The following is a 15,544-nucleotide window of genomic DNA, read 5'->3' as shown; positions in this document are numbered from 1 at the left end:
GTGGCGCACGCCGGGTTGGGCCGGGCGAAGGCGTGGACGCGCCGGGGTTGGGCCATGTGGGTGGGCCGGCGGGCGCCCGGCCGGGGGCGGTGTCCGGCCGGGCGGCGGCGGGTCAGCCGTCGATGCGGTGCTGGGCCCAGAAGGAGGTCAGGTCGGTGCTCGTGGCGGCCTGGGCGGCCGCCTTGAACTCGGCGGTGGTGGAGACGCCGTACCAGTGGGCGGTGGCGTAGTCCTTGAGCAGCTTGGTCATGGCGGTGTCGCCGATGAGGCGGCGCAGGTCGTGCAGGGCGCACTTGCCGTAGCCGTAGACGACGGTGGAGTAGCGCGAGGAGTGGGCGTCCCAGTAGGCCATCGAGTTGGTGATCTTCTCGCTGCCGGAGGCCCAGGAGACGCTGCTCCAGCAGCCCGAGCCGGTCTTGCCCTGGGCGAGGTCGGTGGCGTAGTCGGTGAACGCCTCGTCCAGCCAGGGGCTGGTGTACTCGTCGTCGCCGACGATGCCGTACCACCACTGGTGGCCGATCTCGTGGGTGAGCGCGTTGGTGCTGACGAGGTCGAGGACGAAGCCGGGGTACTCCATGCCGCCGAACCAGAAGTTGTTGTCGATGACCGCGTCCAGCTCGCCGTAGGGGTAGGCGCCGAAGCGGCCCGCGTGGGCGTCGACGGCGCTCTTGGCGGTGCTGAGCATCGACTGGGCGCTGGAGGAGCTGATCCCGGAGACGGAGTAGACGTTCACCGGGACGCCGCCGGGCGAGGTGCCGGAGATCTTGCTGAAGGGCCCGGCCGCCCACGCGAAGTCACGCACCTTCGAGGCGGTGGCGGTGGTGACCGTACGGCCGCTGCCGCCGGCGGTGTCGGTGGAGGTGCCGGTGGCGGGGACCAGCAGTGAGCTGGGGTGGTCGAGGGTGACCTTGAAGTCGGCGGCCAGCGAGTAGAAGGACTCGCCGTTGTTGGTGTAGGGGTCCAGGTGCCAGCCGGAGCCGTCGCGTACGGCGAGGACGGGCAGCGCGTTGCCGATGAAGCTGAAGGCGCCGTCGTGGCCGAACCGGTCGGCGCCGTCGGGCACGGTGATGCCGAGGTCGAAGCCGATGGTGGCGGACTGGCCCTTGGCGAGGGGCTGCGGCAGGGTGATCTTCAGCGCGGTGCAGGCCACGGAGAGGTCGCCCGCGGTGCCGCCGGTGACGTTGCCGACCTTGATGGGCGGGGCGGAGCAGGTGCCGTGGTAGTTGTCCCAGAGCCTCAGATAGACCTCGTTGAGCGCGTCGGCCGAGGCGTTGGTGAAGGTCGCGCTCTCGTGGCCGTTCCAGACGGTGCCCGTGCTGTCGCTGCTGAGGCTGACGGTGTAGTCGGGCGCGGCCGGGGTGCGGACGCTGTCGCCCGCGGGCGGGGTGGTGGTGTCGGCGGTGTCGAGGGCGACGTCGTCGAGGACGAAGCTCGTCTTCAGGCTGGAGTCCTCGGTGCCGGTGAAGGCGAGGTCGACGGTGCGGCCGGCGTACGAGGACACGTCGACCGTCTCGCGGACGTATCCGGTGGCGTGGTCGAGGTTGGAGTAGCTCGCGAGGGTGGTGCCGCCGAGCTTCACCGTCAGTTTGTCGTAGGCGGTGGAGGAGGTGGTCTCGGCGGTGTCGACATGCAGATAGAAACTGAGGGTGGCACTGCCGCAGCCGCTGGGAACGGTGACGCTCTGGGTGAGCGTGTCGGTGCGGGTGGCACCGGTGCCGTCGAGCCAGGCGAAGGCGGAACCGCCGTGCGCGCTCTGGCCGGTACGGCTGGTGATCAGGCCGCTGGAGGACTGGGTCCAGGGCGAGGTGCCGCTCTCGAATCCGCCGTTGCCGACGACCTGGGCCGGGGTGCAGGCGGCGGCCGCCGTGGATGCCGCGGGCCGGGCGACGGCTGAGCCCGCGGGCAGGGAGAAGGCGATCAGGGCGGCGAGGGCAAGCCCGCCGAGCGCCTTGTGGGGGGTGGATCTCACACGCTACTCCTTTGCGAAGGCCGGGGTTTCGGCCTGCCGATGACCGAGTCCGGCCGGAGTGCGCCGGCGCGGCCGTGGGGTGGGGCTGCGCGATGGCCGTGCGGGGTGCCCCCTCGGTGAGGAGGGGGCGGCCGGGGCAAGCGTGACAGATCTGACCTGCTCATGCCAGAAGGCGCGGGTGGGGAACGCGGGGCGCGGCTCCCGGGACGCTCAGTCGGTGCGCAGCGTCACCAAGACCGCGCGCCGACGGCTGTCGTCCGGGCCGGGCCAGCCCGTCGCCACGTGGCCCACCGCGTCCTCGGGCCGCGCGGGCGGGTTCTCCGGGTCGGGGCGCAGCACGCGGTGGACGCGCAGGGTCGCCCCGCCGGGCACGGGAACGCTCGTGCCGTCGGCGTCCTCGACCGGGGCCGGCGTGAAGGGGGTGCGCGGGAGGGGCGAGCCGGTGTGGGAGCGCGTGACCTCGCGGTCGGGGGTGTCGGTGATGCTCTGCGCCATGGCCTGCGCGTCGCCCGCGATCAGCGCCAGCAACTCGGTGACCAGCACCGGGTCGTGGGCGCCGTCGTACACCCAGCGCTTGCCGAGGACGCCGTGCTCGGAGGTGCCGATCAGGGCATGCTCGGCACCGGGCAGCGGGGCGCCGCGGTAGGCGAGCGGGACCAGGTAGGCGACCGGCTCGGGGCTCGCGGAGTCGGTGGCCACCATGAACTCGATGCCGACCTCGCCCTCGGGGTCGTCCAGCCGGAAACCGCCGGTCCGCTCCAACCGGGCCTCCTCACAACCGCCTTGATACCAGGGGCGGGTGGGCAGCCAGGACGTCAGGAGCTCGACCTTGGTCGGCCTCAGGGTGGTGTGGTGGATGACGGCCATGCTGGTGCTGTTCCTCCTCGGCGATGCGGGACTTCCGCAGTGTTCCACAGCGGTGTGCGCCGTCGACGGAGCGTGAAGGGCGACCCATCACCCTGTGCGGAAAGTGTGTTCACGTGTCTGGCCCCGTGGAGCTACCCGGCGGTATACAGACCCGGTCGCAAGTGACGGCCTGTCGGGTGGGGGAGGACTCCATGGCGAACCGCGCACGGAAACAAGGCACTTCACGGAAGTGGATCGGTCTGCTGGGCGCGGCGGTGGGGGGTTGCGCCCTGGTCGCCGGGTCGGTGGTGCCGGCGACCGCGCATTCCGGGCACGGGCGGGTCCGTTACGTGGCGCTCGGGGACTCCTACACCTCCGGGCCGCTCATCCCCCGTCAGGTGGACGCCGGTTGTGCGCGCTCCGATCAGAACTACCCCTCGGTGGTGGCGGAGCGGAGAGAGGTGGACGGCTTCGACGACGTGAGCTGTTCGGGGGCGACCACGGCGCAGATGTGGCAGGCACAGGGGGCCAATCCGCCTCAACTCGACGCGCTCACCCGGGACACCGACCTCGTCACGGTGCAGATCGGCGGGAACGACGTCGGCTTCGGCTCGATCATCTCCACCTGTGCGAGGCTCGGCGCCCAGGAGCCGGACGGCAACCCCTGCGAGCGGTCCTACCGGGACGCCGGGTACGACGAGCTGGCGGTCGCCGTGGCGCGCACCGCGCCGAAGATCGACCGGGTGCTGCGGGCCGTCCACGCACGGGCGCCGCACGCGCGGGTCCTGCTCGTCGGGTATCCGGACCTGCTGCCCGACGACGGCACCGGCTGCTTCCCCGACGTGCCGTTCGCGGGCGGCGACTTCCGCTATCTGCGGGACACCGAGAAGCGGCTCGACCTGATGCTGCGGCTGGTCGCGGCGTGGAACCGGGTCGAGTACGTCGACACCTACGGCCCCACCGTCGGTCACGACATGTGCAAGGCGCCCGAGGACCGCTGGATCGAGCCGCTGAAGCCGGCCGCGCCCGCCGCCCCGGCCCACCCCAACGCGCGCGGCGAGGCGGCGATGGCGCGGGCCGTTCTCGCGACGCTCGAGCGGGGGCACGGCAGGCGCTGACGCCGCGCCCGGCGCGCCCCCGTAGGCGAAGGGTCAGTCGCCGAGCGCCGCCAGCACCACCGACTGCGCCTCCTCCTGCACCCGGGCCAGATGGTCCGGTCCGAGGAAGGACTCGGCGTACACCTTGTACACGTCCTCGGTGCCGGACGGCCGCGCCGCGAACCAGGCGTTCTCGGTGGTGACCTTGATGCCGCCGATGGGGGCGCCGTTGCCGGGCGCCTCGGTGAGGACGGCGGTGACGGGCTCACCGGCGAGGGTGTCGGCGGTGACCTGGGCCGGGGAGAGCTTGGCCAGCAGCGCCTTCTGCTCGCGGGTGGCGGGGGCGTCGATGCGGGCGTAGGCGGGCTCCCCGAAGCGCTCGGTGAGGTCCGCGTAGTGCGCGGAGGGGGTGCGCCCGGTGACGGCGGTGATCTCGGAGGCGAGCAGGGCGAGCAGGATGCCGTCCTTGTCGGTGGTCCACACCGAGCCGTCGCGGCGCAGGAAGGAGGCGCCCGCCGACTCCTCGCCACCGAAGCCGAGGTCACCGCTGAGCAGCCCGTCCACGAACCACTTGAAGCCGACCGGGACTTCGACCAAATGGCGGCCGAGGTCGGCGGCGACCCGGTCGATCATCGAGGAGGAGACGAGGGTCTTGCCGATGCCGGTCGCCTGCGGCCACTGGTCGCGGTGGCGGTAGAGGTAGCCGATGGCGACCGCGAGGTAGTGGTTGGGGTTCATCAGCCCGGCGTCCGGGGTGACGATGCCGTGCCGGTCGGCGTCGGCGTCGTTGCCGGTGGCGAGGGCGAACCGGTCGCGCTGCTCGATGAGCGAGGCCATCGCGTACGGCGAGGAGCAGTCCATGCGGATCTTGCCGTCCCAGTCCAGCGTCATGAACCGCCAGGTGGGGTCGGTGTGCGGGTTGACCACGGTGAGGTCGATGCCGTGCTCGTCGGCGATCCTCCCCCAGTACGCGACGGAGGCTCCGCCGAGCGGGTCGGCGCCGATGCGCAGCCCGGCGTCCCGGACCGCGTCGAGGTTCAGCACGCTGGGCAGGTCGCGGACGTAGGCACCGAGGAAGTCGTACCGGCCGGTGGTGTCGGCGGCGAGCGCGTGGGCGTACGGGACGCGGCGTACGTCCTTCAGGCCGCCCGCGATGATCTGGTTGGCGCGGTCCTGGATCCACGAGGTGGCGTCCGAACCGGCCGGGCCGCCGTTCGGCGGGTTGTACTTGAAGCCGCCGTCGGCGGGCGGGTTGTGCGAGGGCGTGACGACCACGCCGTCCGCGAGACCGGTCGTGCGGTCGCGGTTGTGGGTGAGGATCGCGAGGGAGACGGCGGGGGTGGGCGTGTAGCCGTCCTCGCTGTCGATCAGGACGGTCACGCCGTTGGCGGCGAACACCTCCAGGGCGGTGACCTTGGCGGGCTCCGAGAGGGCGTGCGTGTCGGCGCCGAGGAAGAGCGGTCCGTCGATGCCCCGCTCGGCTCGGTACTCGCAGATCGCCTGGCTGGTGGCGGCGATGTGGTCCTCGTTGAAGGCCGTCGCCAGGGACGAGCCCCGGTGCCCCGAGGTCCCGAACGCGACCCGCTGCCCCGGGTCCGCCGGGTCCGGGTGCAGCGCGTAGTACGCCGTGACCAGCCGGGCCACGTCGACAAGGTCCTCGGGACCGGCGAGAGCGCCGGCTCGCTCGTGCGGCATGAGTCCGCTCCTCCGCGTAGGGGTGTTCGACGGGGTGATCGAACGCTCTCAGCCCATCTTTCCTCGTCATGGGCCCGCCATGCGCGTACGCGCGGGGTCGGCGTCGTCCGGCGCGTTGCGCGGGCCCGTCGTGGCTTCGTCGTGGCTTTATCGCGGCTTGCGTCCGACCGCCGCGTACAGCGGCAGGCTCGCGCCCCGGCGCTGGTCGGCGGAGTCGGGGCGCCAGTCGCTGACGAACGCGATGCCCGGGTCCAGCAGCTCCAGTCCGCGGAGGAACTCCGCGAACTCCGTCCGGGAGCGCACCGCCACCGGGGTGCCGCCGCGCCGGTACACGTCGGCCACCGCGTTCCAGGTGTCCGGGTCGGTGTCGGCGGTGGCGTGGGAGAGCACCAGGAAACTCCCGGCCGGGAGCGGGTCGAGCAGTTCGCGGACCAGGTCGAGGGCGCCGTACTCGTCGGGGACGAGGTGGAGCAGGGCGACCATGGAGAGCGCCACCGGCTCGTCGAGGTCCAGGATCTCCCGCGCGGACTCGACGATCTTCCCGGGCTCGCGGACGTCCGCCTGGAGGTACGCGGTACGGCCCTCGGGCGCGCTGGTGAGCAGGGCCTGGGCGTGGCGCAGCACGATCGGGTCGTTGTCGACGTAGACGACCTTGGACTCGGGCCCGACCGCCTGGACGACCTGGTGCAGATTGGGGTCGGTCGGGATGCCGGTACCGATGTCGAGGAACTGCCGCACCCCCAGCTCGGCCAGGGCCCGCGCGGCCCGCACCATGAACCGCCGGTTGGCCCGCGCCAGTTCGGGCACCTGCGGGAACAGCGCCTGGACCTGTTCGGCGGCCGCCCAGTCCACCGGGTAGTTGTCCTTGCCGCCGAGGTACCAGTCGTACATCCGGGCGGCGTGCGGCTTGCTGGTGTCGATGGCGGGCGGCCGGGTCTCGGCGTCGGACACGGAGGGGTCTCCTCTGCGGGGCGGCGGTGGGGGCGTGGCCGCTGCATCCTGCCATGTCACCGGCCCGCCCGTCAGACCTGGACCGATGTCAACTCCGCTCGCCGACAAGCCGGTTGTGTCACCATGACCCGGTGCTGATCGACATACCCGCCGCTCCACCGTTTACGGCCCTCCGGCTGCGGCGCTGGGCCCCCGCCGACGCCGCCGCGCTGACCCGTCTGGAACGGGACGCGGCGCTGCGCCGCTGGACGAGCTTCCCGGCCCTCACGGACGCGGCGGACGCGGAGCGGTGGATCGAGACGCAGCGGCGCGCGTGGGAGGCCGGGGAGCGCTTCGCCTTCGCGGTGCTGGAGCCGGACGAGCGACTGGTCGGACACGTCGTCCTGAAGGTCGCCTCACCGGGGGACGGCACCGCCGAGGTGGGCTACTGGACCGCCGCCCGCGCGCGGGGCCGTGGTGTGGCCCCGCGCGCGGTGGAGGCGTTGACCGGGTGGGCGGTCCGGGACGGTCTGACGCGGCTGGAGCTGCTGCACCAGGCGGACAACACCGCGTCCTGCCGGGTGGCCGTCAAGTGCGGGTACGGGCTCGTGGCGACGCTGGCCCCGGCGCCGCCCGCGTACCCGGCAGAGGGGCATGTGCATGTGTGGGGCAGGACGCCCTCCGGGGGGCGTATCGCCTAGTGCGTGCATGGCGTCGCGCGGCAGACGAGAATTGTCAGACAGGCCCTAAGGGACGATCGCGTCCACGTAGCCGCCGTCCACGCGCAGCGCGCCGCCCGTCGTGGCGGACGCCTGGTCGGAGCTGAGGTAGACGACCATGTTGGCGATCTCCTCGGGCTCGATGAGGCGCTGGAGCAGGGACTGGGGGCGGTACTCGCGCATGAAGACCCGCTGGGCCTCGTCCCAGGGGAGGTCGCGGTCGACGAGTTCGTACACGAAGTCCTCGACGCCACCGGTGTGGGTGGGTCCGGCGATGACGGAGTTGACGGTGACGCCGGTGCCCGCCGCCTTCTTGGCGAAGCCCCGGCTGACCGCGAGCAGAGCGGTCTTGGACATGCCGTACTGGATCATCTCGGCGGGGATGACGATCGCGGAGTCGCTGGCGATGTACTGCACCCGGCCCCAGCCGCGCTCGGTCATGCCGGGGAGGTAGAGGCGGGTGAGACGGACGGCGGCGAGGACGTTGACCTCGAAGTAGCGCCGCCACTCCTCGTCGGTGATCTCCAGCGGGTCGGCGGTGCCGAAGATGCCGAGGTTGTTGACGAGGATGTCCACGTCCGGCAGCTCGTTCTTCAGCCGTTCGGCGCCCTCCTCGGTGGAGACGTCGGCGGCGGCCGCCGTGAACTCGCCGTCCGGGACCTGCTCGGCGAGGGTCGCGATGGCGGCGGCGACCCGGTCGGCGTCGCGTCCGTTGACGGCCACGCGGGCCCCGGCGCGGGCGAGTCCGGCGGCGATGGCGGCGCCGATGCCCTGGGTCGAGCCGGTGACCAGCGCGGTGCGTCCTGTGAGATCGATGTGCATGGGCGAACGGGTTCCCTTCGGCTCCGGATACGACACCTGGCCCCCAGTGTGCGGGGGCCGGGCGCCGGAACCGGGGAGGGGCGGGTCCACGGCGGGGCGGCGCGGGCCGGCCGGTCCACCCCGCCCGGTCCACCCCGCCCGCCTTCGGTCGAGCCGTTCTCAGCCGAGCCGGAACTTCTGGGCGGCCGAGCCGTTGCAGTCCCAGATCCGCAGCCGGCTGCCGTTGGTGGTGGTGCCGTCCGGCAGGTCCAGGCAGCGCCCGGACTGCGGGTTCACCAGGGAGCCGTCGCTCTGCTGGACCCACTTCTGACCGCCGACCCCGTTGCAGTCCCACAGCTCGACCTGGGTGCCGTTGGCCGTGCCGTTGCCGTTGATGTCCAGGCAGCGCCCGAGGGTGGACAGGGAGCTGTCAGCGCGGTGGTACCAGTGCTGGTCGACGGCCCAGGTCTGGCAGTCCCAGAGCTGGACGGCCGTGCCGTTGACACCGGTGTCGTCGGCGGCGACGTCCACGCACTTGCCGCCGGGCCCGGCGACCGGGGCGCCGCCGTTCACCGCGAACTTCTGGGCGGCCGAGCCGTTGCAGTCGTAGATCTGCAGCCGGGTGCCGTTGCCGGTGGCGCCGCTGGGCGAGTCGAGGCAGCGCCCCGACTGCGGGTTGAGCAGCGAGCCGTCCGACTGCTGGACCCACTTCTGGCCGCCGACGCCGTCGCAGTCCCAGAGTTCGACCTTGGTGCCGTTGGCGGTGCCGTTGCCGTTGATGTCGAGGCAGCGGCCGATGGTGCCGAGCGAGCCGTCGGGGTTGTGCGTCCAGTGCTGGTCCTCGGCGTAGGACTGGCAGTCCCAGAGCTGGACGGCGGCGCCGTTGACGCCCGTGTCGTCGGCGGCGACGTCCACGCACTTGTTGCCGGGTCCGGTGATGGTGCCCTGGGGGCCGTTGGGCACGTTGGTCTGGCCGGAGTAGCCGACCGAGACGATGTTGGCCTGGACGGCGTTGTCGGCGGCGTCCGTCGGGTAGCCCGCGACCATCACGCCCTCGAAGAAGGTGCCCATGTTCCAGTTGCTGTTGTCACCGCCCGTGCCCAGGATGATGCCGCCCTCCTGCTGCATGGGCTTGTAGCCGCCGCGCGTGGGCAGCCCGCCGTCCCACCAGGTGGTCAGGGCGCCGGACTGGGAGTCGCCGCCCTTGAGGGCGTACCTGGTCTGGCCGTTGTTCTTGAGCATGGCGGTGACGTATGTGCTGCCGTTGCCCCGGTTGGCGGTGTTGGAGCCGTTGTCGCCCTGGAACATGCCGTTCTCCAGGTCGGCCTCGACCCACGGTCCCGAGCCGGTGCAGGGGGCGAAGTAGCAGGTGGTGGCGATACTGACGGCGTCCATGTGGCCGTTGCCGGTGTCGGCCGGGGTGCGCTCGGCGTTGCCGTAGTCGAAGCAGCAGGCGGAGCCGACGTGGGTGCCGCTGGCCACCATGTAGGCGCCCTCGGGCTGTCCGTTGACGGCGACGCCGGAGGCGACCCCGGTGTAGCGGTAGCCGACACCCGGGGAGATCCAGATGCCGTAGACCTTGTGGCCGCCCGCGGTGACGGCGATCTCGCTCGCGTCGGCGCCCCGGTCGGCGCCCATCCCGGCGGTGCCGGCCGGGCCGGGGGTCAGGTCGTTGTGGCGGGTGGTCTGGTCGTAGACCTTGCTGATCCGGCAGGTGGAGCCGCCACAGAAGGTGTCCTGACGGTTGGCGTCGGCGTAGCCGCCCGCCGACAGGACGCCGATGTCGGCGGTGGCGCCGTCCGACGCGCGGGTGACCTGGTAGAGCGGGCCGCTGTAGGCGGAGAACAGGGCGCGGGTCGTGCTGTGCGCGGCGACGCAGGGGGTGCCGGCCGCGCCGTAGATGTCGCACGGCAGCGAACCGGCGGCCTCGGCGCGCCCGGCGAGTCCGATCAGGGAGCCCAGCAGGAGCAGCAGGGCGGCCAGGACGGACGGTAAAAGCGATCTCTCTCGGCGCATCGTCTGCTCCTCGAAGGACGGGACGTGCTTCCAACCGGCGTGCGGGGAAACCGCGTTCCGTTTCCGTCGCGGAACGCGTCACAGCCGTTGCGGAAGGTACGGACCACGTTCGAGGACGTCAAGATTTGTCGCTTCAGGCTTGGTTCAAAGTTTTGGACGTGTCCTGAATTGTTGCTTTGTGGGGGCGGGGTCGGGCGGGGCGCACCGGAAGCGGGTCGGGCGCGGCTACGGCTCGCCGGTCAACAGGCGCTGCATCGCGGCGAGTTCCTCCTCGCCCGCGTCACGCCGGGAGCGCGGTCCGCAGGAGCGGAGCACCCGGGTGAAGTCGGCCGCGGCCGCGGTGATGCGGTTGCCGAGTGCCGTGCCGCTCTGTGCGCCGAAGTCGCCGGTGGCGGCGTAGACCGGGCGGGGCGAGACGATGGCGTGCAGGTAGGAGAACATCGGGCGCAGGGCGTGCTCGAGCACCAGGGAGTGGCGTTCGGTGCCGCCGGTCGCGCCGATCAGGACGGGCATGTCGGCGAGGGTCTCCTCCGGGAGCACGTCGAAGAAGGACTTGAACAGCCCGCTGAAGGAGGCGTTGAACGCGGGCGTGACGGCGATGACCCCGTCCGCCTCCCTGATCTGCTCGAACGCCGCCTCCAGCGCCCCTCCGCCGAAGCCGGTGAGCATGGCGTCCATGATGGCGTGGGCCAGCGGGCGCAGTTCGACGTAGGACAGCTCGACCGGTTCGCCCTGGGCTTCCAGGTCCTTGGTGACGGCCATGGCCAGGCGGTCGGCGAGCAGCCGGGTGGAGGACGGCTCGCGCAGGCCGCCGGAGATGATGGTGATCTTCATCGGGTCTCGGGGTTCCCTTCGTCGTCGGCGTCCGGCTCACTGCCGTCGCCGGCCTCTTGTTCCTCCGCCCGGCGGGCGCGCAGCAGCGACTGGTGGGTGGGGGCGGCCGGTACGTCGGCGGGTCTGCCGACGGCGAACTCCTTGCGGAGGACCGGCACCACCTCTTCTCCGAGGAGGTCGAGCTGTTCGAGCACGGTCTTCAGCGGCAGGCCCGCGTGGTCCATGAGGAAGAGCTGACGCTGGTAGTCGCCCACGTAGTTGCGGAAGTTCAGCGTCTTCTCGATGACCTGGGCCGGTGAGCCGACCGTCAGCGGGGTCTGTTCGGTGAACTCCTCCAGCGACGGACCGTGGCCGTAGACCGGGGCGTTGTCGAAGTAGGGGCGGAACTCGTCGATCGCGTCCTGGCTGTTGGGCCGCATGAAGACCTGGCCGCCGAGACCGACGACGGCATGGCCGGGGGTGCCGTGGCCGTAGTGCGCGAACCGCCTGCGGTAGAGGTTCACCAGCTGTCTGGTGTGCGTGGCGGGCCAGAAGATGTGGTTCGCGAAGAAGCCGTCGCCGAAGTACGCGGCGAGTTCGGCGACCTCGGGGGTGCGGATCGAGGCGTGCCAGACGTAGGGGGGTACGTCGTCCAGCGGGCGCGGGGTGAGGGTGAAGCCCTGGAGCGCGGTGCGGAACTCGCCCTCCCAGTCCACCGTTTCCTCGCGCCACAGGCGGCGCAGCAGGTTGTAGTGCTCGACGGTCAGCGGGAGTGCCTCGCGGATGTCCTGGCCGAACCAGGGGTAGACCGGGCCGGTGTTGCCGCGGCCGAGCATGACGTCCGTGCGGCCGCCGCAGAGGTGCTGGAGCACGCTGAAGTCCTCGGCGATCTTCACCGGGTCGTTGGTGGTGATCAGCGTGGTGGAGGTCGACAGGATGATGCGCTCGGTCTGCGCGGCGATGTAGGCGAGCAGGGTGGTGGGCGAGGACGGCACGAAGGGCGGGTTGTGGTGCTCGCCGGTCGCGAAGACGTCGAGTCCGACCTCCTCGGCCTTGCGCGCGATGGCGACGGTGGCCTGGATGCGCTCCGCCTCGGTGGGAGTGCGTCCCGTGGTGGGGTCGGCTGTGACGTCCCCGACGGTGAAGATGCCGAACTGCATCCCGGACGCGCCCGGCACGTCCGGGGCCGGTCCCGCGCCGGTGGCCGGTGACGTACCGGCGGTCTCGGACGACGCCATGCTGGGTTCCTCCCGGACTCGCTGACGGGGCGGTCCTGGCGGGCTGGGCGGGAGCGGCCGGTCGCGCTCCTCCCGGGGGCGGTCGCCGGTTCACCCGCGCGTCCTGGCGCGCCGGTTCCGGCACCGGCGGTACGCCCCTGCGCGCCCCGTGTGCCACTACGTCCGCCATGGTCGCACGGCGGGGGCGATCCGGCAGGGCGGGGTGCGGCGCGGCCGGGACGGCGGCTTGCGACCGGTGAGGCGGGGTGGGGAACGGGCGGGACGCGGGCGACCGTGGGAAAATGAGGGCGCGGTCCGGGCCCACGTCGAGGCCGGGCCGGTCCTCTCGTCCCAGAACGATCCTCCGACACGTCGGGAGGCCTTCGTGAGCACACGTTCCGACGCGTGGCCGGTGCTGGACCACGCGGAACTGGGTCCCATGATCGAGTACGTGAACCGGGTCGTGCAGATCGCGGGGAAGTACGCCCTGGACGATCCCTTCCAGGTCGGCTGGGGCAACATCGTCCTCACCGTCACACCACGCGGTCTGACGACTCCGGTCTACCGGCGCGACGGGGTGACCTTCACGGTGCACTACCGGCTGCTCGACGGTGACGTGGTGATCGAGACCGACGACGGCACGCGCACGCTGTCGCTGTCGCGGACCTCGGTGGCCGACTTCTACGCCCACTTCTGCGACGCGGCGGCGCAGCTCGGCATCCCCGCCCCACACAGCTCGCTGATCTGCGAGATCCCGGGCGCGCCGCACGCCTTCGAGGACGACCGCGCCGAGCGTGTCTGGTCGGCCCACCCCGCCCGGCACATGTGGGAGGCGTTCAACCTGGCCGCCGACGGCCTGGAGGCGTGGCAGGCCCCCTACCTCGGACACCGGCCGCGCGTCGGGCTGATGTGGGGCGGCTTCGACCTCTCCGCGACCCGCTTCCGCGCCCAGCCGACCTCTCCCCCGCCCCAGGGCCCGCCGTTCATGCGCAACGCCCAGCTCTACGAGTACGTGTCGGTGGGCTTCTCCTTCGACAACACCAAGTCCGGCGGCGGCAATCCGCTGGACATCGGGATGTACGCCTACATCTGGCCCCAGCCGGACGGCCTCGACGGCCGCTCCTGGGGCGTCGACGGAGCCGAGTGGCACCCCGACGCGGGCCTCGTCATCCTCCCGTGGTCCACGCTCCGTGAGACCCCGGACCCCCATCAGTCGATCGTGTCGTTCGGCGACGCGGTCTACGACGCGGCGGTGGCCACGGCAGGCTGGCCGGCCGACCTGGTCGGACCCCGCGTGGACGGCTGGTACATGAGCGAACACGCCCCGGCGTGAGGGTGGTTCAGTCCCAGGCGTTGAAGAGGACTTCGCCGAGTGCGGTGACGCGGTGGTAACGGATCCCGGACCGGTCGGACGCGGTCGACGCCGAAGTGTCCATCGCGGAGAGCGGCGCCGTCAGCAGGTCCGCTCCGAGCACCGTGAACCCCGCGTCGGCGAAGACGCCGGCCCACTCCGGCGGCGCGAGGAAGCCGCTCACGCCCAGGTCGTGCAGCTCGTCGGCGAACGCGATCCACGGGTGGTGGGCGTGGCAGAGCACGGTCCACTTCCCCGCGCGGTCGACGACGGTCGCGGCGTGGTAGGTGCGGGGATACGTCTGTTCCACCACGTCACCGATCCGTCCTCCGGCGGCACGGGCGGCCGCGTGGAGGGCGGTACGGAAGGCGCGGCGGTCGGTGTCCGGGAGCGGGCCGTCCTGCGGGCGGAAGAAGCCCGTGGCGCCGCGCGGCAGCGTGAAGAGGACGGTCCCGTCGGGCATCCGGTCATTGTGCCCGGGGGCGCGGCGTCTCACGCGTGCGGGTGGCGGTCACCCGGCGCAGGCGGTTCGGCGGACTCCGTCTTCTCCAGCAACTCGTCGTACTTGCGGGAGAGTTCCTCGTAGCGTTCCTCGGTGTCGTCGTCCGTCCGCTTGCGGCGGCTGAGGACGTAGAGGACCACCGGCCCGGTGATCATCGTGACGACCGGGACGAGCGCCCACCACAGCATGGTTCCTCCCCTGTGCGGCCTTGCGGGGAGCGCCGCGTGGCTCCACCGGGAGGGTATGCCCTGCCGGACCACTCGCCAACACTGCGGCGCGGCAAGGCGCTTGGACCTCAGACGTAACCAGTTGTTTCGCGCCAACCACTGGACGGGATGACCCGTTCGCTTCTAAGTTCCCCTCTCGGCAGGGGACTTGTTCACAACCTACACCCCGGATGTGAACAAGTGTCATGTCCTGCGAAGCCGTTGGTGCATCACTCACCGTGCGATGCGAAAGGCTGTGGTGAAGACCGGTGTCCACGCGCCCGACGGCGCCCTTCCCGAGCGACTGGCCGCCGCGGCACACCCCGGCCGCCCCCGCTTCCTCGTCCTCGGCCTGCTGGCCATCACCGACGGCCGCGAGACGGTCGTGCTCCAGCCCTCCAGGCCCACGTCCCTGCTGGCGGCCCTGCTCCTGCACCCGGGCGCGGTCGTCTCCGCCGAGCTGCTCCAGCGCGTCGTGTGGGGCGACCGGCCGCCCGCCGGGGGCCGCTCCGCCCTGCACACCTGCGTCCTGAGACTGCGCAGGCTGTTCACCAAGTACGGCGTCGCCGACGGCGCGGTCGAGGCCGTACCCGGCGGCTACCGGCTGCATGCCGACGCCGAGACCCTGGACCTGCTCCAGTTCCGGGGGCTGCTCGGCCGGGCGTCCGCCACCGAGGACCCCGAGCAGGCGCTGCGCCTCGGCCGGGCCGCGTTACGGCTGTGGAAGGGCCCGCTTCTCGGCAACGTGCACTCCGACGAGTTACACCGCGACCATGTGCCGCGCCTGGCCGAGGAGCGGCTGTTCGCCGTGGAGCGGGTCTTCGACGGCGAACTCCGCCTGGGCAGGCACCGGGAGATGATCGCCGAGGCGCGCGAGGCGGTACGGGCCGAGCCGGGTCACGAAGGGCTCTCCGCGCTGCTGATCGAGGCGCTGTACCGCTCGGGCCGCCGCGCCGAGGCGCTCGCCGAGTACCGCCGTATCCACGCCCACCTGACCACGGAGCTGGGTGTGGAGCCGGGGCCCGCGCTGCGCGGACTCCAACTGGCCGTGCTGCGCGGCGAACCGTCCGGTCAGCGGCCCGCACCGCCCGCCTCCGGGGTTCCGCCCTCGGCACCGGGCGAGGCGCCGCCCGGTCTCGGCCGGGCCTCTCCCCCGGCGCCCGGCGACCTGGTGCTGCGCGCGCTCGTGGACGCCGGACTGCTGGCGGAGGACCCGCCGGGGCACTACCGGGTCCACGACCTGCTGCGGCTCTTCGTCCAGGCGGCCGGCACCAGCCTCCCGGCCACCGCCCCCGCCACCGCGCCGCCCCCCGCGCCCGCGCCGCGCGACCCGCCTCACCAGCGGAAACCGCACGGCCCGTAAGACCCGCACGACCCGATGG

At 72.2% G+C, this 15,544-nt stretch carries 14 protein-coding genes; 4 read left to right on the top strand and 10 right to left on the bottom strand.

Annotated features, from left to right (window positions below; genetic code table 11):
• Nucleotides 1–112 precede the first annotated feature (112 nt).
• Both ACWEEU_RS07620 and ACWEEU_RS07615 read right to left on the bottom strand, forming a co-directional pair.
• Nucleotides 113–1,969, bottom strand: coding sequence for a M1 family aminopeptidase (locus ACWEEU_RS07620; RefSeq protein ID WP_451729643.1), 1,857 nt, complete (start codon nt 1,967–1,969; stop codon nt 113–115).
• 210 nt (nt 1,970–2,179) lie between these two features.
• Nucleotides 2,180–2,836: a maltokinase N-terminal cap-like domain-containing protein gene (locus ACWEEU_RS07615; RefSeq protein WP_451729640.1), complete on the bottom strand. Its 657-nt coding sequence runs from the start codon at nt 2,834–2,836 to the stop codon at nt 2,180–2,182.
• A 191-nt stretch (nt 2,837–3,027) separates the two neighbouring features.
• Here ACWEEU_RS07615 and ACWEEU_RS07610 point away from each other — a divergent pair, with 191 nt between their 5' ends.
• Nucleotides 3,028–3,933, top strand: a complete 906-nt coding sequence (locus ACWEEU_RS07610) for an SGNH/GDSL hydrolase family protein (RefSeq protein ID WP_451729637.1) — start codon at nt 3,028–3,030, stop codon at nt 3,931–3,933.
• A gap of 33 nt (nt 3,934–3,966) precedes the next feature.
• On the opposite strand, the gene pgm is transcribed toward ACWEEU_RS07610, so the two are convergent.
• Nucleotides 3,967–5,607: a phosphoglucomutase (alpha-D-glucose-1,6-bisphosphate-dependent) gene (pgm, locus tag ACWEEU_RS07605; protein WP_451729634.1), complete on the bottom strand. Its 1,641-nt coding sequence runs from the start codon at nt 5,605–5,607 to the stop codon at nt 3,967–3,969.
• A 147-nt stretch (nt 5,608–5,754) separates the two neighbouring features.
• On the bottom strand, nt 5,755–6,558 hold the full coding sequence (locus ACWEEU_RS07600; RefSeq protein ID WP_451729631.1) for an SAM-dependent methyltransferase: 804 nt from the start codon (nt 6,556–6,558) through the stop codon (nt 5,755–5,757).
• Between the two features lie 131 nt (nt 6,559–6,689).
• Here ACWEEU_RS07600 and ACWEEU_RS07595 point away from each other — a divergent pair, with 131 nt between their 5' ends.
• A complete protein-coding gene (locus ACWEEU_RS07595) occupies nt 6,690–7,238 on the top strand; it encodes a GNAT family N-acetyltransferase (protein ID WP_451729628.1) in 549 nt (182 codons plus the stop codon).
• Nucleotides 7,239–7,283: 45 nt separating this feature from the next.
• Here ACWEEU_RS07595 and ACWEEU_RS07590 read toward each other — a convergent pair whose 3' ends face one another.
• The 4 genes from ACWEEU_RS07590 to ACWEEU_RS07575 all read right to left on the bottom strand — a co-directional run bounded on the left by ACWEEU_RS07590 (nt 7,284) and on the right by ACWEEU_RS07575 (nt 12,046).
• Nucleotides 7,284–8,078, bottom strand: a complete 795-nt coding sequence (locus tag ACWEEU_RS07590) for an SDR family NAD(P)-dependent oxidoreductase (protein WP_451729625.1) — start codon at nt 8,076–8,078, stop codon at nt 7,284–7,286.
• 159 nt (nt 8,079–8,237) lie between these two features.
• The gene (locus tag ACWEEU_RS07585) at nt 8,238–10,073 is read right to left on the bottom strand and encodes an arabinofuranosidase catalytic domain-containing protein (protein WP_451729622.1); all 1,836 of its coding nucleotides are present in this window, start codon (nt 10,071–10,073) and stop codon (nt 8,238–8,240) included.
• Nucleotides 10,074–10,298: 225 nt separating this feature from the next.
• Nucleotides 10,299–10,907 (bottom strand): CE1759 family FMN reductase, encoded by a 609-nt coding sequence (locus ACWEEU_RS07580; protein ID WP_451729619.1) that lies wholly within the window; start codon nt 10,905–10,907, stop codon nt 10,299–10,301.
• Nucleotides 10,904–12,046: an LLM class flavin-dependent oxidoreductase gene (locus ACWEEU_RS07575; RefSeq protein WP_385745422.1), complete on the bottom strand. Its 1,143-nt coding sequence runs from the start codon at nt 12,044–12,046 to the stop codon at nt 10,904–10,906. The genes ACWEEU_RS07580 and ACWEEU_RS07575 overlap by 4 nt, the downstream gene beginning before the upstream one ends.
• 442 nt (nt 12,047–12,488) lie before the next feature.
• Between ACWEEU_RS07575 and ACWEEU_RS07570 the strand changes: the two genes are divergently transcribed.
• Nucleotides 12,489–13,436 (top strand): DUF5996 family protein, encoded by a 948-nt coding sequence (locus ACWEEU_RS07570; RefSeq protein WP_385745401.1) that lies wholly within the window; start codon nt 12,489–12,491, stop codon nt 13,434–13,436.
• Nucleotides 13,437–13,443: 7 nt separating this feature from the next.
• On the opposite strand, the gene ACWEEU_RS07565 is transcribed toward ACWEEU_RS07570, so the two are convergent.
• Together ACWEEU_RS07565 and ACWEEU_RS07560 are read right to left on the bottom strand one after the other, a co-directional pair.
• Nucleotides 13,444–13,917: a hypothetical protein gene (locus tag ACWEEU_RS07565; RefSeq protein ID WP_451729616.1), complete on the bottom strand. Its 474-nt coding sequence runs from the start codon at nt 13,915–13,917 to the stop codon at nt 13,444–13,446.
• Nucleotides 13,918–13,946: 29 nt separating this feature from the next.
• A complete protein-coding gene (locus tag ACWEEU_RS07560) occupies nt 13,947–14,144 on the bottom strand; it encodes a hypothetical protein (RefSeq protein ID WP_385745405.1) in 198 nt (65 codons plus the stop codon).
• A 262-nt stretch (nt 14,145–14,406) separates the two neighbouring features.
• Here ACWEEU_RS07560 and ACWEEU_RS07555 point away from each other — a divergent pair, with 262 nt between their 5' ends.
• The gene (locus tag ACWEEU_RS07555; RefSeq protein ID WP_451729611.1) at nt 14,407–15,525 is read left to right on the top strand and encodes an AfsR/SARP family transcriptional regulator; all 1,119 of its coding nucleotides are present in this window, start codon (nt 14,407–14,409) and stop codon (nt 15,523–15,525) included.
• Nucleotides 15,526–15,544 lie beyond the last annotated feature (19 nt).

Source organism: Streptomyces sp. NPDC005004 (assembly GCF_053600675.1).
The sequence above is the reverse complement of the archived record's forward strand: the minus strand, read 5'-3'. Positions and strand labels throughout refer to the sequence as shown.